Source organism: Bacteroides zoogleoformans, from assembly GCF_002998435.1.
GTDB classification, from domain to species: Bacteria; Bacteroidota; Bacteroidia; order Bacteroidales; family Bacteroidaceae; genus Bacteroides; species Bacteroides zoogleoformans.
This window is the reverse complement of sequence record NZ_CP027231.1, coordinates 3,087,787-3,112,738: the sequence shown is the minus strand read 5'-3', so window position 1 is coordinate 3,112,738 and position 24,952 is coordinate 3,087,787. Positions and strand designations below refer to the sequence as shown.

The 24,952-nt window shown below is 49.2% G+C and carries 13 protein-coding genes and 1 pseudogene; 5 read left to right on the top strand and 9 right to left on the bottom strand.

Annotated features, from left to right (window positions below):
* Together C4H11_RS13000 and C4H11_RS12995 are read right to left on the bottom strand one after the other, a co-directional pair.
* On the bottom strand, nucleotides 1–2,481 hold the full coding sequence (locus tag C4H11_RS13000; protein WP_106042629.1) for a bifunctional UDP-N-acetylmuramoyl-tripeptide:D-alanyl-D-alanine ligase/alanine racemase: 2,481 nt from the start codon (nucleotides 2,479–2,481) through the stop codon (nucleotides 1–3).
* The gene (locus tag C4H11_RS12995) at nucleotides 2,457–3,476 is read right to left on the bottom strand and encodes a GSCFA domain-containing protein (RefSeq protein ID WP_106043439.1); all 1,020 of its coding nucleotides are present in this window, start codon (nucleotides 3,474–3,476) and stop codon (nucleotides 2,457–2,459) included. The genes C4H11_RS13000 and C4H11_RS12995 overlap by 25 nt, the downstream gene beginning before the upstream one ends.
* Nucleotides 3,477–3,836: 360 nt before the next feature.
* Here C4H11_RS12995 and C4H11_RS12990 point away from each other — a divergent pair, with 360 nt between their 5' ends.
* The 4 genes from C4H11_RS12990 (at nucleotide 3,837) to C4H11_RS12975 (ending at nucleotide 10,931) form a co-directional block, all read left to right on the top strand.
* On the top strand, nucleotides 3,837–6,011 hold the full coding sequence (locus tag C4H11_RS12990) for a DUF4842 domain-containing protein (RefSeq protein ID WP_106042627.1): 2,175 nt from the start codon (nucleotides 3,837–3,839) through the stop codon (nucleotides 6,009–6,011).
* A 179-nt stretch (nucleotides 6,012–6,190) separates the two neighbouring features.
* Nucleotides 6,191–8,092 carry a 1-deoxy-D-xylulose-5-phosphate synthase gene (gene dxs / locus C4H11_RS12985; RefSeq protein ID WP_106042625.1) on the top strand — a complete coding sequence of 634 codons (1,902 nt, stop codon included), beginning with the start codon at nucleotides 6,191–6,193 and terminating at the stop codon, nucleotides 8,090–8,092.
* Nucleotides 8,093–8,096: 4 nt separating this feature from the next.
* Nucleotides 8,097–9,437, top strand: a complete 1,341-nt coding sequence (gene trkA, locus C4H11_RS12980; RefSeq protein ID WP_106042623.1) for a Trk system potassium transporter TrkA — start codon at nucleotides 8,097–8,099, stop codon at nucleotides 9,435–9,437.
* Between the two features lie 42 nt (nucleotides 9,438–9,479).
* Nucleotides 9,480–10,931 (top strand): TrkH family potassium uptake protein, encoded by a 1,452-nt coding sequence (locus C4H11_RS12975; protein WP_106042621.1) that lies wholly within the window; start codon nucleotides 9,480–9,482, stop codon nucleotides 10,929–10,931.
* Nucleotides 10,932–10,969: 38 nt separating this feature from the next.
* Here C4H11_RS12975 and C4H11_RS12970 read toward each other — a convergent pair whose 3' ends face one another.
* The 4 genes and pseudogenes from C4H11_RS12970 to C4H11_RS14265 all read right to left on the bottom strand — a co-directional run bounded on the left by C4H11_RS12970 (nucleotide 10,970) and on the right by C4H11_RS14265 (nucleotide 14,072).
* The gene (locus C4H11_RS12970; protein WP_106042619.1) at nucleotides 10,970–11,989 is read right to left on the bottom strand and encodes a DUF4435 domain-containing protein; all 1,020 of its coding nucleotides are present in this window, start codon (nucleotides 11,987–11,989) and stop codon (nucleotides 10,970–10,972) included.
* A gap of 31 nt (nucleotides 11,990–12,020) precedes the next feature.
* Entirely contained in the window at nucleotides 12,021–12,848 is an 828-nt protein-coding gene (locus tag C4H11_RS12965; protein WP_106042617.1) for an AAA family ATPase, read from the bottom strand.
* 227 nt (nucleotides 12,849–13,075) lie between these two features.
* Nucleotides 13,076–13,863 (bottom strand): annotated as a pseudogene (locus tag C4H11_RS12960) (class I SAM-dependent methyltransferase).
* Nucleotides 13,752–14,072: a hypothetical protein gene (locus tag C4H11_RS14265; protein ID WP_164996494.1), complete on the bottom strand. Its 321-nt coding sequence runs from the start codon at nucleotides 14,070–14,072 to the stop codon at nucleotides 13,752–13,754. Before C4H11_RS14265 ends, C4H11_RS12960 begins: the two are co-directional and overlap by 112 nt.
* A gap of 76 nt (nucleotides 14,073–14,148) precedes the next feature.
* Here C4H11_RS14265 and C4H11_RS12955 point away from each other — a divergent pair, with 76 nt between their 5' ends.
* On the top strand, nucleotides 14,149–15,957 hold the full coding sequence (locus C4H11_RS12955; RefSeq protein WP_164996547.1) for a DUF4091 domain-containing protein: 1,809 nt from the start codon (nucleotides 14,149–14,151) through the stop codon (nucleotides 15,955–15,957).
* A gap of 129 nt (nucleotides 15,958–16,086) precedes the next feature.
* Here C4H11_RS12955 and meaB read toward each other — a convergent pair whose 3' ends face one another.
* The 3 genes from meaB to C4H11_RS12940 form a co-directional block, all read right to left on the bottom strand.
* The gene (gene meaB, locus C4H11_RS12950; RefSeq protein WP_106042612.1) at nucleotides 16,087–17,190 is read right to left on the bottom strand and encodes a methylmalonyl Co-A mutase-associated GTPase MeaB; all 1,104 of its coding nucleotides are present in this window, start codon (nucleotides 17,188–17,190) and stop codon (nucleotides 16,087–16,089) included.
* 34 nt (nucleotides 17,191–17,224) lie between these two features.
* Nucleotides 17,225–18,292 carry a DUF1573 domain-containing protein gene (locus C4H11_RS12945; protein ID WP_106042610.1) on the bottom strand — a complete coding sequence of 356 codons (1,068 nt, stop codon included), beginning with the start codon at nucleotides 18,290–18,292 and terminating at the stop codon, nucleotides 17,225–17,227.
* Between the two features lie 67 nt (nucleotides 18,293–18,359).
* The gene (locus tag C4H11_RS12940; protein ID WP_394336040.1) at nucleotides 18,360–24,170 is read right to left on the bottom strand and encodes an alpha-2-macroglobulin family protein; all 5,811 of its coding nucleotides are present in this window, start codon (nucleotides 24,168–24,170) and stop codon (nucleotides 18,360–18,362) included.
* Nucleotides 24,171–24,952: the final 782 nt, after the last annotated feature.

The following is a 24,952-nucleotide window of genomic DNA, read 5'->3' as shown; positions in this document are numbered from 1 at the left end:
TTAATCTTGGTAATAGACTCTCTTCACCCGTGTGGAAACACCGGTCAGCACTTCATAAGGAATGGTGCCGAGCACGTCCGAGAGGACCGTTATCGGCAGGCGGTCGCCGAAGACTTCCACGCTGTCGCCCTCCTTACAGTCGATGTCGGTCACGTCAATCATGCAGACATCCATGCAGATATTGCCCACATACGCCGCCCGCTTGCCGTTCACCAGGCAATAGGCATTGCCGTTGCCCAAATGGCGGTTCAGGCCGTCGGCGTAACCGATGGGGATGGCAGCGATGCGCGACGGACGCGTCAGGCGCCCTTTCCGGCTATAGCCCACGGTGTCTTCCCGGGCCACCTCGCGTATCTGCAGGATGGTAGTCTTGAGCGTGCTGACATTGTTCAGGATGGAGTTATCGATGGGGCTGATGCCATAGAGGCCGATGCCCAGACGCACCATGTCGAACTGCGCTCCGGGGAAGCGTTCGATGCCGGCCGAATTGCAGATGTGCCGGAGTATCTTATGCGGGAAGGCTTCCTGCAGGCAGGCCGAAGCCGACTCGAAGGTCTCGATCTGCCGGCGCGTGAAGGCGTCGAACTGCGGCGAGTCGCTCCCTACAAGATGGGAGAAAACGGAACGGGCAATGACGGCGTTCTGCCCTTTCAGTCTTTCAATCAGCCGGGGGATATCCGACGGAGCGAAGCCCAACCGGTGCATCCCCGTGTCCAGCTTGATGTGAACCGGGAAATGGGTTATGCCTTCTTTCTCCGCCTCCTTTATCAATGCGTCCAGCAGATGGAAGCTATACACCTCGGGCTCCAGCTTATGGTCGAACATGGTCTTGAAAGCGGTCATTTCCGGATTCATGATGATGATGTTGGCCGTGATGCCTGCCTTACGCAGTTCCGAACCTTCATCGGCCACCGCCACGGCAAGGTAATCCACACGATGCTCTTGCAACGTCTTGGCTATTTCGTAAGACCCGGCGCCATAGGCCGAAGCTTTCACCATACACACCATTTTGGTTTCGGGCTTCAGCTTGCCGCGGTAATGGTTCAGATTGGCTATCATGGCACCAAGATTGACCTCCAGTATCGTCTCGTGCACTTTCTTCTCGAGCATTTCCGTCAAGGCGTCAAAGCCGAACTTGCGCGCGCCCTTTATCAAGATTATCTCATTCTCAAGAGGCAGTTCGCCCTGCGCAATCACACTCATCAGCGTGGCCGTGTCGGGATAAAAGGCTTTCTCCATGCTAAAACGAGCGGCACACGAAGATATCTCGCTGCCCACGCCGATGATGCGTTCGATGCCCCGGCTGCCGACCAGCTGCGCCACCTGCCGGTAAAGGGTGGAGGCGTTCTGCCCGGTCTCCAGGATATCAGAAAGAATCAACGTTCGTTTCAAGCCTTTGGAAAGCGAGCGGCGGTAAAGGAAATCGAGGGCAATGTCCAGCGAGCCGAGGTCTGAATTGTAGCTATCGTTAATCAGCAGGCAGTTGTTCTTCCCCTCCTTCACCTCCAGACGCATGGCCACGGGCTCCAATTTCGCCATACGCTCCGTTATCAGTTCGGCGGGAAGCATCAGATAAAGACAGGCCGCCAGGCAGTTCAGCGAATTCTCAATGGCGGCATCATCGATAAACGGCAATGTAAACGTATTGTCCATGTCCAGATAGCGGTAAGAGATGACGGTGCAGTTTTCCCGCTTTTCCACCATGCTTATATAGAGGGGGCGCTCCATGTCTTTCCGGCTCCATGCAATCTCACGCGCAGACAGCATGGACCTGGCCACACAGTTGCTGATGAACTCGTCATCCCCATTATAAATCACCACATCGCAATCTTTGAAAAGCTGTAGTTTCTCCATACACTTCTCCTGCAAAGAGAAAAAGTTCTCTTGATGAGCGCCTCCTATATTGGTCAGGATGCCGATGGTGGGTCTGATGATGTTTTGCAACGTGCGCATTTCTCCCGGTTCGGATATGCCGGCCTCGAAGATGGCAAGCTCCGACTGCTCGTTCATCTGCCATACGGACAAGGGTACCCCTATCTGGGAATTGTAGCTGCGGGGCGAGCGCACAATGGCGCGTTCGGGACTGAGCAACTGATGCAGCCATTCTTTTACAATGGTCTTGCCGTTACTTCCGGTGATGCCGACGACGGGAATGCGGAAGCGGCTCCGGTGTCGTTCCGCCAGCTTTTGCAATGCTTTCAATGGGTTGGAGACCACCAAGAAGTTGGCATCTGCCGGCCGGTCTTCTCCTATTTGTTCAAAGCTGCTTTCTCCGATGACGAAATTACGCACCCCACGGGCATACAAGTCCGCGACATAACGGGCGCCGTCGTTCCGTTTCGTAGTCAGCGCAAAGAATAGTGTTTCTTCGGGGAAATTCAAGGAACGGCTGTCGGTAAGCAGCCAGTCTATGGCGGCCGGCGCATTCCCCACACGCCGCGCACCGATGCTTTCGGTTATGCTTTCAATCGAGTATGACATATCTCCCTCTCTTTTTGAAAATCTAAGTACGGATATTTTCCGTTAAGTTGGTCTATTTTTAACACGATTTGTCCTAAAAAACGCTTATACTCATCGGATGATGGGTAGAATGGCTTATGGGACAACGACTTACGTATATTCTCACATTCTTCCATTATTTGCAATGCTTCTGCGGTGAAACAGGCCCGCGAGAAACGTTCCCAAATATAACGCACAGCCACTTCGGACGGATGTACCATGTCTTCGGCATAGAAACGATAGTCGCGCAATTCGTCGAGCAGCAACTCATAAGCCGGAAAGTAACAGACCTTCTCCGGAAAAGCATTTTGCAAAGCATCGACAGCCAACAGCAACGTCGCCTTACTTAGGCGGTTGGCATGCATACCATCGCGCACATGGCGTATGGGGCTGACGGTAAACACTACTTTCATGCCCGGGCTGCTCATCCACATCCCGGACAATAAGGAGGTATAATCCGCCACAATTTCATCCACAGAGAGTTTCCTGCGGATGAACTCCCTTTCGGGCAGTTTGTGACAATTGCCCACCACCCGGCCTGTCTTCTTCTCTTCGTACACCCGGGCGGTACCGAAAGTAATGAGCAGGCAGTCCAGTCCGTTCTTCAACATCCTGCGTGCACTCCTCAAGCGTCGGTTAATGGCCTCCAGCACATCTTCCGCTTTTTCCGCCGAGAACATGCCGTGATGCATGGCGCTATGCCAAAGTCCACGACTTTGAAACAAGTCTTCTTCCACATATTCTTTCTCGCTTAGCATCTCACGCAAAGCGGCAGAGATTGAAAGCGGATTATAAAGTACGCCATAAGGATTGACCTCGCAATGGAATTTGGCATCCTGAAGCCTCGTCCCCATGTTGGTGGCAAAACAAGAGCCGAGCAACACCAAACGGTCGGCCTGTGTCAGGCGAGGCAGATTATCGGGAATGTCGGTTGCTGTATAAAAATTAGCCGTTTCAAGTTTACTTTTCGCTTCCATGCACACAAAATTAGAAAAAAAGATTCATCCTACCGAACCATTCTTCCACAAAAAAATTAATACGGTGAAATATCCTCGAACGGTCACCCGATTCGTGTCTGCCCCGTGTCAAGTCCTTGCCAAGTCCGTATCTATAGATGCGGAGGTTATACGGAGTTGATACGGAGCTGATACGGAGGATATGCGGAGCTGATGCGGAGGAAATACGGAGGAAATACGGAGAATGTTGATGATGTGAAAAATAAAGTTGATTATTTGATTCACATAACGGATATATTTCGTATATTTGCAGCGAAAAGATCGCCCATAAAGAGCGGAAAAGTTATTTAACGCAACATTATTTTATACAATAGAAACATTATGAGAAGTAAAAAGATGAAAATTTCCCACATTCTGCCGATATTAGCCATCGGAGGAATTTTCACATTTGCAGGATGTGAGTCATCAAACGATGTTTACAATCCTGATGCCATTAAGGAACAGGCAAAGAAAGCTTTTCCCGTAAAGGACATTGACCCCAACCAGACTTGGGAAACAAGTTCGGTTTGCAAAGCGAGCGTATCAGTAAACGAAACAGCCGGTGAAGTTTACACCATTAAAGTATATACGGCCAATCCATACAACAAAAACAGTAAAGCCGCACTGCTTGCCACAACCACGGTGAAAAATGAAAATACAGCAAGCTTCGAGTTCGATATTCCGGCCGCATTGCCGTATGTCTATGTGATGAAGGTAGACAGCAAGGGGTATAGCTCGGTTAAGGTCGTTTGGATTGAAAACAACAAAATGACGGCTTCTTTCGGGGGAAAGAACAATATCGTCGGTGCGGTTAGAACAAGAGCCGCGGCTAAAGTTGTCAACTTCACGGCACCGGATGCTTCTCAATTTCCGACAAAAGAAGCTGTAAAACAATTGAGTTTACAACAGACAACCGGACAAATCGGAACAAGTGGGAATTATGAGATCAAGGCATCCGTAAGCTCCATCAACGATTGGGGTAAGGATGTTAACATGTACGTCACAGAAAACGTAACATTAAGTTCTCTATATATCGGACAGAATTCCAAACTTTTTGTACTTCCCGGAGCTACATTGACTTTGACTTCTTCCGGATATTCATTAGGACAATCCGGTTCTGTAATCAGCGTTGGAGAAGGTGCTAAATTCATCCTTAAAAATGGACAATTACAAGCGTCTAATTCGAAAATCTATAATGCCGGTACGATAGAAACCGAAAAATTGGATGTAGCAGGAAGCGGCTACGTTTACAACAAGGGTACACTTACTGTCACAAATGCCGTAACTGTAGCCAATACAAACTCCCTCCTTGTAAACGAAGGAGCCATGACTGCTCTTTCGTTCGAGACACAGGGTTCCAGTTCTTTCTACAATAGCAGCACGGTCACAATATCAGGAAAGTCTCATTTAAGTAGCACTAATCAAAAATGGGAGAATCAGGGTAACTTCAAGACCAAGACGATGGAGATCAACGCATCAAGTTCCAACCTGCTGAACGCTTGCAAATTGTACGTTGAAGAAGAATTCAGAATAAGTACTTCATCTACTACGACCAACAATGCTTTCAATATGGACGGAGGCGCTTATACGGAATGTGGCAGCTTGTATATGGACAATGCAAGTGTAGTGATGGGAGGTAAGTCTTTCTTCTATGTGAAAGGTACTGCCACATACAATTACAATTTAGGTGGATTCTACGCTACTGCCCAAGATTTCGCCGTATTGAAAATTGGAAAAGCTGTCCAAAACAAACCCGGACAAGGGAATACCATCGGCTATCATGGCAAACTATACGTGGCTTGCAACAACCATTTCGAGAATGGCCTTTCCGGCAGTGTACCTTATATTATTATGGAAGGAGACGCTCAACTGACCGGCGCCGACAATGCCAATATCAGCATTCCGTCTTCCGGCTGTAACCCCGGCTACAACAACAAGCCCGACAATGGCGGCGGTGGTAATGACACTCCGGCAACCTACGCTTATGCGTTCGAGGATATGATGAAAGAGGTGGGTGATTATGACTTCAACGACGTAGTGCTTTACGTATCTGTGCCCTACGACAAGAACGGGAAACGAGTGATAGACGTAACCTTGAAAGCTGCCGGAGCAACCAAGAAGCTGTCAGTAGGTCTCAACCACAACGGACAGAAAAAGGTTATCTTTGCCGATGTGCACGAAGCTATGGGAGTAGCGGCAGGTACGTTAGTAAATACCTCTACGACAACCGGAAGCGAGAAGACGGAAACGATTGAAGTGGAAAGCAATTTCACATTGAAAGAGCATGGCGACTTCTACATCACTGAAGGAAACATCGAGCGACACATACCCGGCTTCACAGCCAACTTCAAGCCCGGAGATGCGCCTTACGGCATCTGCATAGCAAGCAGCAACTGGAAGTGGCCGAAAGAACGGGTTGTCATCACAGAAGCGTATGCCGGCTTTGGAGCATGGGCCCAGAATGCCACCGCAGAACCTACATGGTATAATGATCCGATAGCGGGAAAAGTATATTGATCAGTCCCTAACGACTTCACTTATAATTCATAAGCCGAGGGTGCAACCATCCCCTTGTTCCGTCTTCCGAACTACAACAGCGGAGAGCCGGAACAAGGGGATTGATTTTTTCCCATAAAAACCCCGCTACATCTGTTTTCTTTTACTATTTTTGCATAGTGTAATCTTTCAAAACAGTGATGGAAAAGGAACAGACAACATACAACTTGCTCAACGCCATTGACTCTCCCGAAGACTTGCGCCGTCTCAGCGTCAATCAGCTACCCGAAGTCTGCAATGAGTTGCGGCAAGACATCATCAAGGAAGTTTCATGCAATCCGGGACATTTCGCCGCCTCTTTGGGCACAGTGGAACTCACGGTTGCCTTGCACTACGTTTACAATACTCCCTACGACCGCATCGTGTGGGACGTGGGGCATCAGGCCTACGGACACAAAATACTGACCGGCCGCCGCGACGTTTTCTCCACCAACCGGAAGTTCAAAGGCATTCGCCCCTTCCCTTCACCGGAAGAAAGCGAATATGACACCTTCACCTGCGGACATGCCTCGAACTCCATCTCGGCGGCCCTCGGCATGGCAGTGGCAGCCGAAAAAAAAGGAGAGAAAGACCGCCATGTGGTGGCAGTCATCGGCGACGGAAGCATGAGCGGCGGGCTGGCATTTGAAGGTCTGAACAATGTGTCGGCTACTCCGAACAATCTGCTCATCATCCTCAACGACAATGATATGGCCATCGACCACAGCGTGGGAGGGATGAAACAATACCTATTCAACCTGACAACCAGCAACCGATACAACCAGTTGCGCTTCAAGACCTCCAGGCTGCTGTTCAAGATGGGCATCCTGAACGATGAGCGCCGTAAAGCACTCATCCGCTTTGCCAACAGCCTGAAGTCCATGGCCGCCCAACAGCAGAACATTTTCGAAGGAATGAATATCCGCTACTTCGGCCCCGTGAACGGGCACGACGTGAAAAATATCGCGCGCATCCTACGTGACATCAGAAGGATGAAAGGGCCTAAGATACTGCACCTGCACACCGTGAAAGGAAAAGGATTCGAGCCTGCCGAAAAGAATCCGGGCATTTGGCATGCCCCCGGCAAGTTCGACCCGCAGACAGGCAAACGTATCACCACGGATAACGCCAACCTTCCCCCACGCTTTCAAGACGTGTTCGGCGAAACGTTGGTAGAACTGGCCGGACAAAACCCGAAGATTGTGGGCGTCACTCCCGCCATGCCCACGGGTTGCTCCATGAACAAGCTGATGGAAGCCATGCCCCATCGTGCTTTCGATGTGGGTATCGCCGAAGGGCATGCCGCCACTTTCTCCGGCGGAATGGCCAAAGAGGGATTGCAACCTTTTTGCAACATCTACTCCTCTTTCATGCAACGGGCTTACGACAACGTAATTCATGACATTGCCCTACCGAGACTCCCCGTAGTTCTCTGCCTTGACCGTGCCGGACTGGTAGGCGAAGACGGACCTACACACCACGGGGTTTTCGACCTCGCCTATTTCCGCCCCATCCCCAACCTGACCATCTCTTCGCCCATGGACGAGCACGAGTTGCGACGATTGATGTACACGGCGCAACTGCCGGACAAGGGGCCGTTCGTCATCCGCTATCCACGCGGGCGCGGCGTATTGCCCCACTGGCGCTGTCCGCTGGAAGAAATCCCCGTAGGCAAAGGGCGCAAGCTGAAGGAAGGAAAAGAGCTTGCCGTCATCAGCCTGGGGCCGATAGGCAATGTCGCCGCACGTGCAATCGGACGTGCCGAGAGAGAGACCGACCTCTCCATTGCACACTATGACCTGCGTTTTCTCAAACCTATAGACGAAGACTTACTGCACGAGGCGGGAAGCAAATTCCGGCGCATCATCACCGTGGAAGACGGCATACGAACGGGCGGCATGGGCAGTGCGGTACTGGAGTTCATGGCCGACCATGGCTACACCCCGCAGGTAGAACGAATCGGCGTGCCCGACACGTTCATAGAGCACGGCACGGTGCAAGAACTGTATCATCTGTGCAAAATGGACGAGGAAGATATCTATAAAGAATTAATTAAGAGATAGAATTGTGAAGATAATCATTGCAGGTGCAGGCGCAGTGGGCACACACTTGGCCAAACTGCTGTCACGCGAAAAGCAGGACATCATCCTGATGGACGACAACGAAGAGAGGTTGAGTACACTCAATTCCAACTTTGACTTGATGACCGTCGCCACATCGCCTACTTCCATAAAAGGATTAAAAGAAGTAGGCACGGGTGAGGCCGACTTGTTCATTGCCGTCACTCCGGATGAGAGCCGGAACATGACGGCCTGCATGCTGGCAACCAATCTGGGTGCCAAAAAGACCGTGGCGCGTATTGACAACTACGAATATCTGTTGCCCAAAAACAAGGAGTTCTTCAAGAAGCTCGGAGTAGATTCGCTGATTTATCCCGAAATGCTTGCCGCCAAGGAAATCGTATCATCCATCCGCATGAGCTGGATACGCCAATGGTGGGAGTTTTGCGGAGGAGCCCTCATTCTTATCGGCGCCAAGATGCGCGAAAAAGCTGAGATACTGGACATCCCTCTTTACGAATTGGGAGACTCGGGACTACCCTATCACATAGTAGCCATTAAACGCGGCAACGAGACCCTCATCCCGCGAGGCAACGACACCATCAAGCTGTATGACATCGTTTACTTCACCACCACCCGGAAATACATTCCTTACATCCGCAAAATAACCGGCAAGGAAGATTATGCCGACGTGCGCAACGTGATGGTCATGGGAGGCAGCCGAATCGCCGTGCGCACCGCACAGTATGTGCCCGACTACATGCAGGTGAAGATTGTGGAAAACGACCTGTCCCGCTGCAACCGCCTGACGGAATTGCTGGACGACAAGACCATGATTATCAACGGAGACGGGCGCGACATGGATTTACTCCTCGAAGAAGGCTTGGCCAGCACAGAGGCTTTTGTGGCCCTGACGGGGAACTCCGAGACCAACATCCTTGCCTGCCTTGCAGCTAAACGCATGGGTGTGAGCAAGACCGTAGCGGAGGTAGAGAACATCGACTACATCGGCATGGCGGAGAGTCTGGACATCGGCACCGTCATCAACAAGAAAATGATTGCCGCCAGCCACATCTATCAGATGATGCTGGATGCAGACGTGAGCAACGTAAAAAGTCTTACTTTCGCCAATGCTGACGTGGCGGAGTTCACGGTGAAAGAAGGTTCAAAAATAACCAAGCATCCGGTGAAAGACCTCGGCTTGCCGAAAGGAACCACCATAGGCGGACTAATCAGAAACGGCGAGGGTGTGGTCGTGACGGGTAACACAGAGATAAAACCGGGCGACCATGTAGTGGTATTCTGCCTGAGCATGATGATTAAGAAAATTGAAAAATACTTCAGCTAAAGAAGCATGCCGCGATAAGGGCATGCCGCCTATAAAAACGTTATGGTACACAAGAAGATGATATGCAAAGTGCTGGGCGATCTGCTACTGATAGAGACCGCCATGATGTTGCTGTGCGCAGGCGTATCGTTGTTTTACGGCGAAAATGATTTGCGGGCATTCCTCTATACGGCCTGCATCACCACCGGTGCAGGTATCATACTGGTACTTGCAGGGAGAAATGCCGAACGTCAACTGACACGCCGTGACGGATACCTGATTGTATCATTGGCTTGGGTCATTTTTTCCATCTTCGGCATGTTGCCCTTCTATCTGAGCGGATACATACCCGACATCACGAATGCATTCTTCGAAACCATGTCCGGCGTAAGCAGCACGGGAGCCACCATTCTGGATAAGGTGGAAGCATTGCCCCACGGACTGCTGTTCTGGCGCAGCATGACGCAGTGGATAGGCGGACTGGGCATCATCTTGTTCACCATCGCCGTATTGCCCATCTTCGGCATCAACGGCGTACAAGTATTCGCTGCCGAAGCCAGCGGCCCCACCCACGACAAGGTGCACCCCCGCATCGGCATCACCGCACGCTGGATATGGAGCCTCTATACGGGCCTGACCCTGATTGCCACGCTCCTGCTTGCCGTGGGAGGCATGAGTTGGTTCGACAGCATCTGCCATGCTTTTGCCGCCACCGGTACGGGGGGCTTCTCCACGCGGACGGCAAGTATAGCCTACTACAATTCGCCCTATATAGAATATGTGTTGTCGCTATTCATGTTTATTTCCGGCATCAACTTCACACTGATACTACTGTTTATCACCGGACATTTCAAGAAAATGCTCTACGACGCCGAACTGCGGTTCTACTTCTGGTGCATCGCAGGCTTCACGCTGTCTGTCGCCGCGATTCTATACCTGAAAACGCCTTTGGATGCAGAAACGACTTTCCGCACCTCGCTTTTCCAAGTGATATCCATCCAGACCTCCACCGGTTTTTCTACCAACGACTACATGACATGGCCTGCATTGGCATGGGGAGTGATGCCCTTGTTGATGCTGATAGGCGCATGTGCAGGCAGCACCTCGGGAGGCATGAAGTGCATCCGCATGGTCATTCTGAGCCGTGTGATGAAGAATGAATTCAAGCGGTTGCTGCACCCCAACGCCGTGTTGCCGATAAGGGTAAACAAGCAAGTGGTTGCCCCTACACTGCAATCTACCGTACTTGCTTTCACCTTTCTGATCTTTCTGATAACCTTTGCCAGCATACTGATATTGATGGGCATGGACATACCGCTGACCGAATCGATAGGCGTGGCTATATCGAGCATCGGCAATACGGGTCCCGGACTGGGAGCTTTCGGACCGGCCTTTTCGTGGAACGCGTTGCCCGATGCCGCCAAGTGGTTATCGGCCCTGCTTATGCTGCTTGGGCGCCTGGAGCTATTCACCGTATTGCTGCTCTTCACTCCCGACTTCTGGAAACGCGGCTGACTTATCCGAACTTACGGATTTTCATCATAAGAAGCCTTCTATCTCCGTCTGCCGGCATCGGAGGCGTGTTCTATAAACTCCCTGATATCCTCTTTCAACCACCGGTAGAGATATAAATTTTTGTAAGCGTAGTTTTTCTTCAGCATCACGGCTACATTGACCAGACAGTTCTCATATCCCGTCAACTCGTTGCGGAACTGCTCGTTGTGTTCGGCCAGCCGCTTAATCTCCTGCTCACGCTCGCGGCGCAACATCGTACATACCGGAACGAGGATTTTCAGTACCACGGAATCCATGATATGATGCCCCTGAATATAGAGATAGGTGTTGTCGGGCGTCAAGCCCAGACGCTCCAATTCCTTGCTTAGTTGTTCCACCGGTTCGATGTGTTGCGGAAAACGGGATTGCAGCTCGGCAAGCTTGGCCGACACTCTCTGCCTCATCTCGTCCAAACTGCGATAAGGATGACGCAGGTTTATCTCCTGCAAACGTACGCATGCATTGAATTCGTACATAGGAAAGGTGTGCAGGTCGTGCTTGCGATAGAACCAGATGTTCCATAAAAACAACGGATAGGCTATCTGCGAATAGCGTTTCAGGAAAGCGGGGAAGTCCAAGACATGGCGGTCGTTCAGCGTTGCTTGCACGCAAACCTCATGAAGACTGTCTGCAAAGCAGTGGAAGTTCTCGATGGCATAGCCATAGGTCTGAAAAATGTAGGGATTCTTATTAATATTATGAGACACCCGGGTGGCACCTTGCAACAGAAAATCGTAATCGCTATCTACACAAGCTATCAGGCTACGCCCCAGCTCTGCCGTGTTCAAAGCATTCATCAGCACCATCTTCTTCCCTTTGGTCAGAGAGGTGGCAGAAGGAAGCATTACTTGAAAATAGCATTCCTCGTTTTCAAACTCGGATAGCAGCGTTCGCCAAAAGGCGATGTCATCATAGCTCTCCACATACGCCACGATGCGCCTGCGCGCGCCCTTGGGTGCAAACTTGTGAGCGGCATCCAAATAAGCGGAAGTCAGATTATGTCGTAAAGAAGTGGCCATGTGAAAAAAAGATTAGGAGTCAGTTAAGCGGTTAAGCATTGACCGCTGTTGAAATATCCTCAACCTCCGTCACCGCATCCAGCCATCCTTCCATGATGACGGCAGGAGAATGGGTGGAGAGAATAACTTGGATATTGGGGTTCAAGCCGCGTATCATGCCGATGAGCTTTTGCTGCCATTCTATGTGCAGGGAGGCTTCCGGCTCATCCATGAAAAGAACGCAATGATTGCCGTCGCTCACCAAGACGGTCAGCAAGATGACAAGCATCTGCTTCTCGCCGGAAGAAAGTTTGTAGGGCAAAAGGCGTTCATCATCCTGATAGAACACGATGTCGTTGCTCTTGCGATCTATCTTCTTGTGGGTATAGCTGAAGAGGCCATCAATCATATCCTGAAACTTACGTTTGGGCAGAGAAAGCAAAGAAGCCATGCCGCGCTGTTTCTCATCACCACTGAGCAATTCTATCATTTTATTGCCTATATTCACCTGATAGTCCAGATAGCGACGCTGAAGCAGATAAAGCTGCCAATCCAATTCCGACCTGACATTGGCATCGGCCATACGGGCAGTGAAGTCGCCCATCACAAGCGGCCGGTCGTAACTGCGAATTACATCGTAGGGGATAAACGTAGCTTCCGGATTATCGAAAAACACTCTCACACCGTTTTTCTCGTCACTTTTCACAGCCCCCGACGTCTGCTCCAGATAATTGACCGCACGGTTCAGGATGGTTGTCTTCCCCACCCCGTTGATACCTGACAGAATATTGACATCGGGACGCAGTTCCCACGCAATATCATACCGATGCCACAATCCGTGTATCTCGATGCGCTTAATGTAATTGGCTTGTACCTCCATGATTTCTCGTTTTAGTCAAAGGCAAACATACAGAAAATTGCTGTAATATTTGCATGAAATCGGCAGTTTTACGCAATTGGGCTTGATTATTAAGGCTATACGATGTAAACCACAGAAAATCGGCCACCTGCCATGAGGCAGTAATATGCGGATTATTGAAATAGAAAGGTTTGTCATTGTTTCTTCCAAATCAAGAAAAAAGAAGTTGGCATTGGACATAAGAAAGACTACTCTCCTGCCGACCTTAAAAAATAGAAACACGACGTTGTAAAGAAATTGCGGATATATGGAATTGCTCCAATCACGGCACATAATTTTCGGGGACGCAAGTGGTATTTCACCTCATAATGAGGATTGATGAAATAGAATGTTCTGTCAATGGCTTCAAAACCTTCTTTTCTCATCGTGCTTTCAAATAATTCTATCGGACATTTGGTTCGCTTGATATTCAGCAATTCCCTGACACACCCTTCATCCTCTTTCCAAGCCCTTAATATCCGCTCATACAATGCGGTTGGAAGCAGGTGGAAGAAAGGCAGATGCGATAGGAAGCGGCTTCTGCATATCTGCTGATGTCCACCGAATGGCATCTGCCAAGCAGGAAAGGACATAAAAATCACCCCCCCCCTATTTTTAACAATTGTTTACATTTATACATAAATCCCTCCTTATCGTCAATATGTTCTATCACATCATGGCAGACAATCAAGTCGAATTGATGCTTGAGTTTCTCCAACAGGAATACATCGGAAGCAATGAAACGCCCTTTTGCTCCATTCTCTTGGAAGAACTTTCTTGCGCCCTTTATCCGTCCCTCTGCCATGTCCACGCCCACGACATCGCAACCCATGCATGAGAAAGGTAGGAGGTTTCCACCGTCTCCACAACCTATTTCCAACACTTTCATTCCTTTTTCCACCTGCTTGTACCGTTGGATGTAAGGAATGAAATACTTCTCGCTTGTAGTTGCAAGTTCATAGAAATACTGTCTTCTGTTAAGTTGTCTTGACTGCATCGTGCTTTGTATATTATGAGTTCAAGAGCAAAGATAGTAAAAAAACTTGAATAAAGTGTAGCCAGAATAAAAAAATCCGTCTCTTCGGAAAAAGGAATATGCAAAGCAACTGCCTGTTGCGGTTTTAACTGTTCCAATTCCATCTCTCTATTATTTTGAGATTTCTTTAGAAGATATTGTTCTGCATACAAAATATTTCCTGCTTTCAAAAAATAGTCGTTCTTTTGTATTCTTAAATAGAAGAGAACATGAAAAATGTAAAACAACACCACAATTATGCTTAGTATGAGAAAAATATTATTAGCATTGCTATGTGAGATCGTATTCTTTACGAGTGGATTTGCCCAAAACAAATCAGGTGTCACCCTTTCGGGACAGCCTACCGGGCAAGCTCCTTTCCCCTTATCATCTTACAAAGAATTGCCCGACCCCACCCCGACCGATCGGGCCGTGTGGCATAAAGTAAAAGGGATAAACCTTAGTTGGGGAGATACGCATGTCCGTTATAAGAAAGAAGTGCCGGCACCCATCACCGGACTTCAGAAAGGATTGGAACTTACGGCATGGAGAGGTGAACGCATCTCCGCTCAATGGGTTGTCTGGGCAGACCGTCCGTTAGCCGGGCTTTCCATTTCCATGGGAGATTTAGTCCATAGCAACAAGAAAGATTTTATAAAACATGAATGCATCTTATCCGGATTTGTACGTTATGTCATGACGGACGAGTTGAACAAAGACGGCAACGGCGGCTGTGGCGTCCGTCCGGATGCCGCGGCTTTCGACTCCACATTGGTGGCCGACCCGATAGACCACCTGCCCCATGAGCTCGACATCAACCCATATACCACCCAAGGCGGCTGGCTGTCCATCCGAGTTCCTCAAGATGCCACTCCCGGCATATACCACGGAACCGTAACCGTAAAAGAAGCCAACGGGGAAATCGGTACACTGAATTTGAGAATCAACGTAAAGGAGCGCGTATTACCGCAACCCTCCGACTGGAAATTCCATCTGGATCTTTGGCAAAACCCATTCGCCATTGCCCGTTATCACCAAGTCCCCTTCTGGAGCCACGAGCATCTGGAATACATGCGCCCCTACATGGAACTTTACAGAGACGCCGGTGGCAAAGTGATTACCACGTCAATTATGCACAAGCCGTGGAACGGGCAGACCTACGATTACTTTGAGACAATGGTGACATGGATAAAGAAAGCCGACGGGACATGGAGTTTCGACTATACCGTGTTCGACCGTTGGGTGGAATTCATGATGGGGCTGGGCATCACGAAAGAAATAAACTGCTACTCCATGGTACCTTGGCGACTGTCTTTCCAATACTTCGACCAAGCCACCAACAGTTTGCGGGAGATACAGACCAAACCGGGTGAGCCCGCATATGAAGAGATGTGGTTGGCAATGCTAAAGTCATTCTCTGCCCACCTAAAGGAAAAAGGTTGGTTTTCAATCACCCACATATCCATGGATGAACGCCCGATGGAGGTAATGAAAGAGACGCTGAAAGTAATCCGCAAGGCAGATCCTGACTTTAAAGTCTCTTTGGCCGGTGCACTGCACGAAACACTGTCGGACGACTTGCATGATTATTGCGTGGCTCTGCGCATGAAATATCCGGAAGAAATGAAAGTGCGACGAAAAGCCGAAGGCAAAGTCACCACTTTCTACACTTGTTGCGAAGAGCCTTACCCCAACACTTTCACATTCAGCCCGCCGGCAGAAAGTGAATGGCTCGGCTGGTACGCGGCCAAAGAAGGACTGGACGGATATCTGCGATGGGCTTATAACAGCTGGGTCATAGAACCGCTGTTAGACAGTCGTTTTTCCGCTTGGGCGGCAGGTGATACCTACCTGATCTATCCGGGAGCACGAAGCTCGCTTCGCTTTGAACATCTGATAGCAGGTATTCAGGCTTTTGAGAAAATCAGAATTCTGAAAGAGGAATATACTCGCACGAACAATCGTGCCGGATTGAAAAGAATAGAAAAAGCGTTGAAGCTTTTCGATGAGAGCACACTCCGCACAACGCCGGCCTCCGCAGTAATAAAGCAGGCCAAGGCGATAATTAACGAATAATATACCCGCGTATATACAAAAAGGCGCGGATTATGCGAATCAAACAAAGTCGCATAATCCGCGCTTCCTGTTTCATGTGCATCAATGAATGTCACGACAGAGAAACGTGCACTGACTTTTCTGCGTCTTTCAACTCTTCAAGCCGGCAAAATATGTATCCAGCAGATTCTTGGCTGCCACAAACGAAGTCAGGTTTCCTTGCAACACCTGCCTTTCTTTCTCTTCCAGCATCGTTTGAATCTGCTGATTGTGGTAGAAGCTGTCGCGCAACTGTTCGTTGATGGTCTCGTACATCCAATACTTGCTCTGCTCATTGCGGCGATACTCAAAATAGCCATTGTCTTTCACAAAGTCAATGTACTTGTAAACCATGTTCCACACTTCCTTCACACCGAGGTTATAAAAGCCTGAATAAGTCAGTACTTGAGGCTTCCAGCCACTCTCCGGGGCAGGAAAGAGATGCAATGCATTGCGAAATTGTGTGGCAGCCAGTTTGGCCCGTTCCAGATTATCTCCATCGGCCTTATTGATGACAATGCCGTCGGCCATTTCCATGATGCCGCGCTTGATGCCCTGCAATTCATCACCCGTACCGGCCAACTGAATGAGCAGGAAGAAATCGACCATGGAGTGTACAGCCGTCTCGCTTTGCCCCACCCCCACCGTCTCTACAAAAATCTTATCGAAACCGGCCGCTTCGCAAAGTACAATCGTCTCACGCGTCTTGCGCGCTACGCCGCCCAACGAACCTGCCGACGGGCTGGGACGGATAAAGGAATCCGGATGAACAGAGAGTTGCTCCATGCGTGTCTTGTCGCCAAGAATACTCCCTTTGCTCCGTTCGCTGCTGGGGTCGATGGCCAACACAGCCAGCTTTCCGCCATACTTTTCCAATACATGCCCCCCAAATACATCAATAGACGTACTTTTACCTGCCCCCGGCACGCCACTGATACCTATACGGATGGAGTTGCCCGCATAAGGCAAACACTTTTCTATCACTTCCTGCGCCACAGCCTGATGCTCCGGCTTCACGCTCTCTACCAGTGTCACCGCCTGGCTGAGTATCGTAACATCACCTTTCACAATGCCTTCCACAAAATCCGCCACGGACAGTTTCCGTCTTTTTCGTTTCGGACGGTTCTTCAAATAAGGATTGACAGACGACGGTTGCTCAATGCCTGCATTGACCACCAAGCCTTTGTATGCTTCATTATTTTCAGGATGCTCCATATAACTACAATGTATTAATGTGAATGATTGCCCGCTACCTCTCAATATTGATTTCCACTTTGGGCTGTACCGGATCGTTTGTTATCATCAGCAAGCGCAAGTGACGCCTTTTTTTCCCGATATTTTTCTTCTCTACCGTTACCCGCAGACGGGTAGTCTCGCCCGGTTGCAGTACGCTTTTCTTCAAACCGGCCCCTACCGCAGGATGAAACACCTGAAGCTTGTTGATTTGCAAAGGAGAATGCCCGGCATTGGTAATGGTGATGTCTTGCCATGCTTTCGACTTCCTTGCTAATGCCGTACTCAGGTCTATATTTTTCGTAGAAAGTCGCATAGCCGGGGCATTTGTTTTTTCAGTCTCCGTCATTCCCGAGAAATCCGGTAGAATAATGACTGAAACAGGAATCTCATTCTCATCACCCACTTTGTCGCCCGAGAAACGGGAAAGATAAACAGAGGTCTGAGTCAATCCGAAGTCAGTCAGCCTCTCCGAGTTCAATGTAAGGGTGATGGTGCCTTTTTCTCCCTTTTGCAGCACGCCGGGCTCTGCCTTCATCTGTAAATAAGTAGGCAGGTGCATCAACACCGGTTCATAGGGCCGGTCGGAAAGATTGACCACACCGATATGGAGCACCGGATGCTCGCCATATTGAATGTCGGGAAAGTCGAGCATATTCCTGTCAATGCGTATCTGGCCGATGAGGTACGGATGGCTCTTGGTGAAATCCTTGACTTCCCGCACCACCTCACCGCTGAAATGCAGATAAGCTACATTGGGCTGTGCGTTGCTATAGATTGCCACCGACTTCTGAAAATGCCCCAAAGCCTTGGCATCGAAAGTAACGTTGACCGTCCCTTTTTCTCCGGGAGCAATGGGTGCCTGTGTCCACTGCGCCACAGAACAGGCACAATCAGGCTCTACCTCTGTAAGCACCAGCGGGACATCCCCTGTATTGGTTATCGTATATTGTACCGTCACAGGATGTTTCCACTCTATCTGACCGAAGCTATACATCTCGGTATTAGAGGTGAAACGGGGTTGAGCCACGGCCGTCGATGCCACGACAACAATCATATATAAGGCGGTTAAGATACGTTTCATTGATATTGTTTCTTCATTATTAGCAACAAAAATAAGTGTTTTCAATGAGAATGACAAACTTTCATTCCTACTCTACCCCTATTATTCCACCCGTTGAATGCGAAGCATATTCCGGTGCATAAAGGCACTGCATAGTGGCCAATCCAGTCTCGTACGTTCCACCACGGGCGATTCGGTAACTATGCTCCAACACATATACTCCTTTGCCCAATCGGTCGAAGAAGAAATTGGTTGCGGCATCTTCTACTTCTACATAGTATCCGAAGCCATTTCCCCAACGATAGCCTGAAAGTGCTCCTATCGGCTCGAAGCAGGCACCACGGCTATCTTTCAAATGAACGAAGTCCATAGCACGGTCCAGACGAATAATCAAACGCGACACTATTTTATCGCCTACTGAAAGATGAGTGGTCTTTGTCACCGGTTGCAGAGATTTGGTACCATCAGCAGCCACACGCTCTACATACAGTTTTTTCTCTACGCTCAACTCGCCCCCATGCTGTTTCACATCGGACATGGGCGAAAGATATTGGGCATAAGCAGCTCCCCAAGCAATCCCCGCATCCCGTTTTTCCACGGTAACGGCCTTCGCCTTCAAGGCCGGACTTCCCTGCGTATATGTCTGTTTGACATAACCTAAATCGGGAACTGTGGTCTTTGCGGGCGACCATGTTTCGAGCACTTCATCGCCCAAAGTGATGCGCACATCGCCACGGTTCTCCAGCAAATTGTGCCCCCGACAAAGCAAAGCATAGACAGCATCGGCGGTAGCTACCGGCGAGTTCCACGCAGTGGTCTGCTTCTGCTTCAACAACCATAACTTCATTTCTTCCACCAAAGCGCCGTTTCCTCCTATCCTATCCAATGCTTCCATCGCGTCCACATGGGCAGAGACAGGCAGCATGCCCCAACCGTAAGTGTGCTCATAGAATGCGAAGTGCGCCCCTTTCTCGTCGGTCTGCACCAGATGCTCTTTCAACGACGCGATGAATTCTCCCGCTTCGGTCGTGCGCCCTGCCGCATTCAGGATAATGGCGGACTGCGCCTTGCATACCATTGTTCCGTTGGCAAGATTGGCCCCCACCTTGGAAAGGAAGTAACGATAGGCCGTCTGATTTTCCGCAGGAACTTTCTCGCCGCTGAGAGCTATCAGATACAGGTAATTCATTGCAGCTTCCGAGTTGACGGTAATTTTCGCCCCCTTTTTCTCTGACCTGCGAATATCACGATATTCTTCCAAGGCCTGCTTATGCAGATAGATGAACGCTTGCTTCTTCATGGCGATAACCTCGGAGGGCAAACTGTTCTTCGTCAGTAAAGGAAGACGAACAAGCAATCCGGTGATATAGGTGGTCACGTATCTGCTGGTTTCCATCCCCTTACACCAACTCCAGCCACCGTCTTGTCTTTGTAACTCTTTCAACTTGACAAATGCCGAAGAGTTGCGGTTGTTCAGCTGATTTATATCGAACAGGGTAGCGATGCGTGCCTGCCGTTCACTTTCGGTAGCAGCTTCCGTCAACCACGGAGATTCGCTGAGCAAGATGTTTTTCACATCCTGATTTTTCTCCAGCTTGCTCAAGAAAGTCTCTTTGGTTTCGCCTGCCAACCTCCATTTCTCGAACACCGCTTTGATACGAGGCTGACTGTTGGCTATGAACCCGGCCAGACTGTTGGCATAATAGGCTGTGGCCCAAGAAATGGCATTGTCATGGGTAGGCGCACTCAATACCGGCAAAGCCTGCACGGCATACCATGCCGGATTGCCTGTAAACTCTATCGTCAGACGGCGATTGACGGCGGTAGGATTGTTACGGTTAAAAAGGCTGTCCAACGAAAAAGTACGGGTCTCTTCACCCCGAACGGGCAGAGCAAGCGTTTCCGTGAGATATACCTTATTAGTCAATACCGGCAACAGATGTTGCTCACCGTCGCTGAAAGAACCTCCATCGGCAACGAGGCGTACTCCGAGCAGGTCATAGCGTTCAGTAGCCTCAACAAGATAATCCACTGCAACGGTTCTTCCTGCCTCTACGGCAAAATCACGACGCTGCACAGCGATGATTTTCTCGGTCATCGGTTCAAAAAGAGTCAGCGTAGCCGTTCCCTGCACCTTCTGTCCTGTGAGATTGGCAATGGAAGCGGCAATCTTTGTCTTATCGCCCACACGAACAAAGCGGGGCATATTCGGCGTCAGCATAAACTCTTTGGCTGTGACGGCCGCAGCCTCCATCATCCCGGTCATCATGTCTTTGGTATGAGAGTAACCACGGAAGTTCCAGCGCGTAAGACTCTGCGGCATGGTGAAAGAGAAAGCTATTTCGCCTTGTTCGTTGGTGCGCAGTTGGGGATAGAAGAAGGCTGTTTCGGCAAAGTTGGTGCGAAGGTCGGCAACAGGTTGCAGAGTTTGTCCTTCATTCTCCTCAGCCTTCTCTTCTTCGGAGGAAACATCCTCCATATTCTGATTTCCCATTTCGGCATACACCAAACTTACAGGTTCGGAAACCTCTTCTTGGAACAAAGCCCTACTGCTCATTGTCTTCATCTGTACGCTACCGGCAGGCCCACTTCTGAGATATCCATATCTCATCCCTACATCAGGAATAAAGAAACGGTCGAACATCCATACCGGAACAGAGAGGCTTTTCATCGGAAAATGAATAGATAAACGGAGGGTTTCATGATTACTCGTTCTGCGATGAGCCATACGAAGTTTACTCGAATAATAGACCTCTAACAATTGGTTGCGCTTATAAATTTTATCCAACGAGGCGTCATACATCATTGCCAACATCTCGGCAACAGCGGGCATGCCTTGAGGGGTCTTTACAACCAACTTCCACTCCTCCTCTTGACCGGGACGCAAACGGTCACGAAAGACTTCCCACTTCATATCGAGCTTTTGTGCGGGTTGACGTTTACTCAAATAAATCTGCCGACTATACATCTCACCGTTCTTTACAAGATTGAACAGCAAAGTGACGCCCTCGCCATAGCGTGCTTCATAGGGATATTCCATACGTACAATGGTATCGTTCAGTTGCAAGACCTTGCTATCGATACGCTTGTCCTCACAGAATACATCCATCAGCACATAGGCATCCCGGCATGAGGTTCCCAGAAGAAAGGCTGCCGGATGTTGCGCATCGAACTCCGGATTTTCCTTATGATAGAAAAGCGGGGTCGCCTCAATCGGACGTGTATCTCTTTTTGAAAACAACGCGACACGGTATTTAGAAGATTCTTCGCAATGTTCTCCGCCATCCAAACTGTCGCAGACAGAAAGTTCCAAACTATAATGACCCGAAGGAAGGCTGCTCCACCGCGAAAAATCCTGAAGTCGGTTGGCCATAAACCCACCTTCCATCACAGGACGTTCGGCCGTGAGCTTTCCATTTACCGGATTGAGGGAATAAAGACGATAAGTTCCTTTCACATCCAAAGGCACATTGTTGTGGTTATTCACACTAAACGTGAAATGCAGGCTGTCTTCCTTACATATATATTCAGGCAGACTGACATGAAACAGATAGGCTTCAGAAGCTACCTCGAAATGATATCCGGCGGTCTGCGTTTCACCGGCTTCGTCCGTCACGGTCACTTCTACATGGTAATTGGAATGATTACCATACAGGTCACGACGACCGGAAGGAGCTTCCAAGACCAGAGGTATGGAAAAATCACCATCGGCACTCAGCATGATGGTGTCTGCCAACAGCTTTTCCTCCGGACGTCTCGGCCCCCATAAGTTACGAGTCACCCTATAAGCCAACGGCACATTCTGCACTGTCATGCCGTTAAACGCCTTCACGTTTCCCGTCAGCCGTACCGTTTTTCCATACCGGTAGGCTTCGGCCACCGGATTAACGGTAATCTCTAACGTGGGCCGTTTATACTCTTCCACCCTGAAAGAGACCGAAGAATGGAGAGAGCGGACTTGTACACTGAACAGGCCATTCAGACAAGCTGCGGGAAGCACGAACTCCGTGGTGAAAGAGCCGAAATCATTTGTACGCAGCTTTCGGGAAGCAAGCTCTTTCCGGTTCACATCAAGCAACACCAATTCATACTCTCTACCCTCCAATACTCGGGCACAAAGGCTGTCATCATCTTGTTCATAGACCACCCCTTTGACGTAAACGCTTTGCCCGGGACGATAAATAGAACGGTCGGTGAGTAAAGTTATTCGCTCCTTTTTCTCATTGGATAGTCCCCTGCTTGGCCGATACAGGTAGATGGTCTGCGGTCTCATCGCCCTGTCGTTTCCCTTGCGCGCCACATAGCTTCCTATCGCCTCTTGCCAAGAAAGTATACCTTTTCCGTCGGCACCGGTCACCAGCTCTTTCAGCAGCTTGCGACCTTCCTCGTAGTGCGAATCATAGAAGCTTACTTTCGTTCCGCCAATCGGGTGCCCGGTAGAAGCATCCAGTGTGGCGATTTCCGTACGACCGTCTCCCAATGAAAGTGTCAGTACTTTGAAACGGGTAGCCACCATGAACCACTCTTCCGCCTCTATATTATCGGCATCGGGCACCAACTGAACAATATACACTCCGGTTTCTTGCGGCATCGTAACGGAGAACAGCGTATCCGAAGCCAGATAAGGCACATCTTCGGGCAGTTTATTCGTCTTGGGTAACGGCTGCAAATCAAAATGGGTAGAAGAATGTTTGCGCGCCTGCTTGATATAGGTGTTTATTTTCATGTCGTACTCCATTCGAGGCACTTCCGGAAAAGCAGTAGCATACACATTCAAGGTAAACCCTTTCAGATTGCGGTAGTTGACATTCGCCTTCACTGTTTCACCGGGATAAACGCTTTCCGGAAGAGCTACGCCCAATGCCGGCTGCAATATACCTTCCCGAATATTCTTCAACTCGTTGATGCGCTTGTAGGACGGATAACGTTTCAGTCCCTCATCGCAGACCTTCAGAGCCTCCGCCACGCTGCGTCCGTTTTCGCCGATGCGCAGATAAGCCGCTTTTTTTATATAAGCCTCTGCACAGACTTCGCGATAACCAAACTCTCGAATCAATTCATCCAATGCTTGAATATGTCTTTTTACCCGCTCTTCCTGCGGTTGCGAGCCGTCCATCTCTTGGCGAGACAGGGCGCCGGATACCTGCTGCTCCCAATAATCCAACGAGCAAAGCAGCACGGCATCTTCCATACCTGCCCGATGACGGTAGGTGTTTATCATATCTCCATACACGGCATGGATGCGTGCCTGCATCAAGCTGTCCACATCGAAACCACTCCAGTCCTCATAGACCGATACGGCACGGTTCGAAAGCAAATGATAGAGGTCGTGCCGATAGAAGCGACTGCCGTCTTCTTGTATAATAAAGGGTGTATATGCATCTGCCGAGACTTCCAGCAAACGGATAGGATCTTGCAAAGAGGCGATGGCATGTTCATCTATTTTATTCAAAAACTGAGTCGTGCTCCACTCACGCACATCGTCGGGAACCGCCTCCTCCAGCAACGTCCTGTTTCGCAAAGCATATCGGTTGTTCCTCATCAGGCCGGCGTACTCATACGCAAGTAACGAATGCAGTATGGACTTGTTCACCGGGTTCTTTTCCGTCCGCACCCACTGCTCCATATGCTTCAGGTTGGCATACAAGCTGTCCGGAGTCAGTTCCTCTTGATACTTTTCCCTACAGACATACGCCTTCAGCATCTGGGGAGCGTTTTGTTCCTGCAAGCCTTTCCGATAGATGCGGTCGGTCAACTTTATCACAGTTTTCGGCAGGCTCTTCTCCTGTGCCTGTTTCACGCTTTTCCATAGTTCATCATAAGTCTGCGCATGCAATGTAGACAATCCCAACGTGAGCAGCAATAATAAGATGCTACATTCTTTCAGTCTCTTTCCCATACTCATTCGTTTATCAATCTTTATTAATTGACAAAGGAAACGAATAAAAAGCAAACAAATGTGCTTTCACAGATAAAAAATCTTATTCCGAGTCAGAGAGTGTTGCAATTCCTCTCAAAGAAGCTGACAGAGCAATAATGAAAAAGTTCAAAAGGCACTGCATTGTATGTACCAAATGTTATGTTTTGAGCCTTAAATGTCACATTTATGGTATTCGGTTTTTCTGTGCTCTGTCCAGTCACAATGTTACCTTCTTGAGAATTAATACTGAGTATGCATCAAGAAGTATCCCTCGCGAAAAACACCTGTAGGCGGTTTTTGGTGGGGATATGTCTCCACCATGCTACATATATGCCGAGTGTACTGCCTCTATAGTTCCAGCTGCAGGCATCTATACAACGAGCCGGAGCGAGAAGGAAAGCTCTCTAAGAAGAAAATGTTTTTCTTTTCCTGAAAGGTTTCGAGACTGGAAGTTCGTGATGCATCTTTCATATCTGTCCTATATACCCCTTACGGGCACACAGCTTCCCTTTTATGTTTTGAATGGAATTGCCTTATTTCAAAAAGAAGTACAGCGAATTGCATGACGAGTAAAAAGTCCCCCTTTGGAAAAATAATTTCAAAGAAAAATGCTATTTTATATGCTATTTCTTTTGATTTTTTAAAAGAAAAATATAACTTTGTAAATGTCTCTATGTCGAATACAGTCATTCATGATTGTGTACGTGATTGAGATATACATATTAAAAAGGCGTTTACTGAACGCTTTGATTTGACGTACT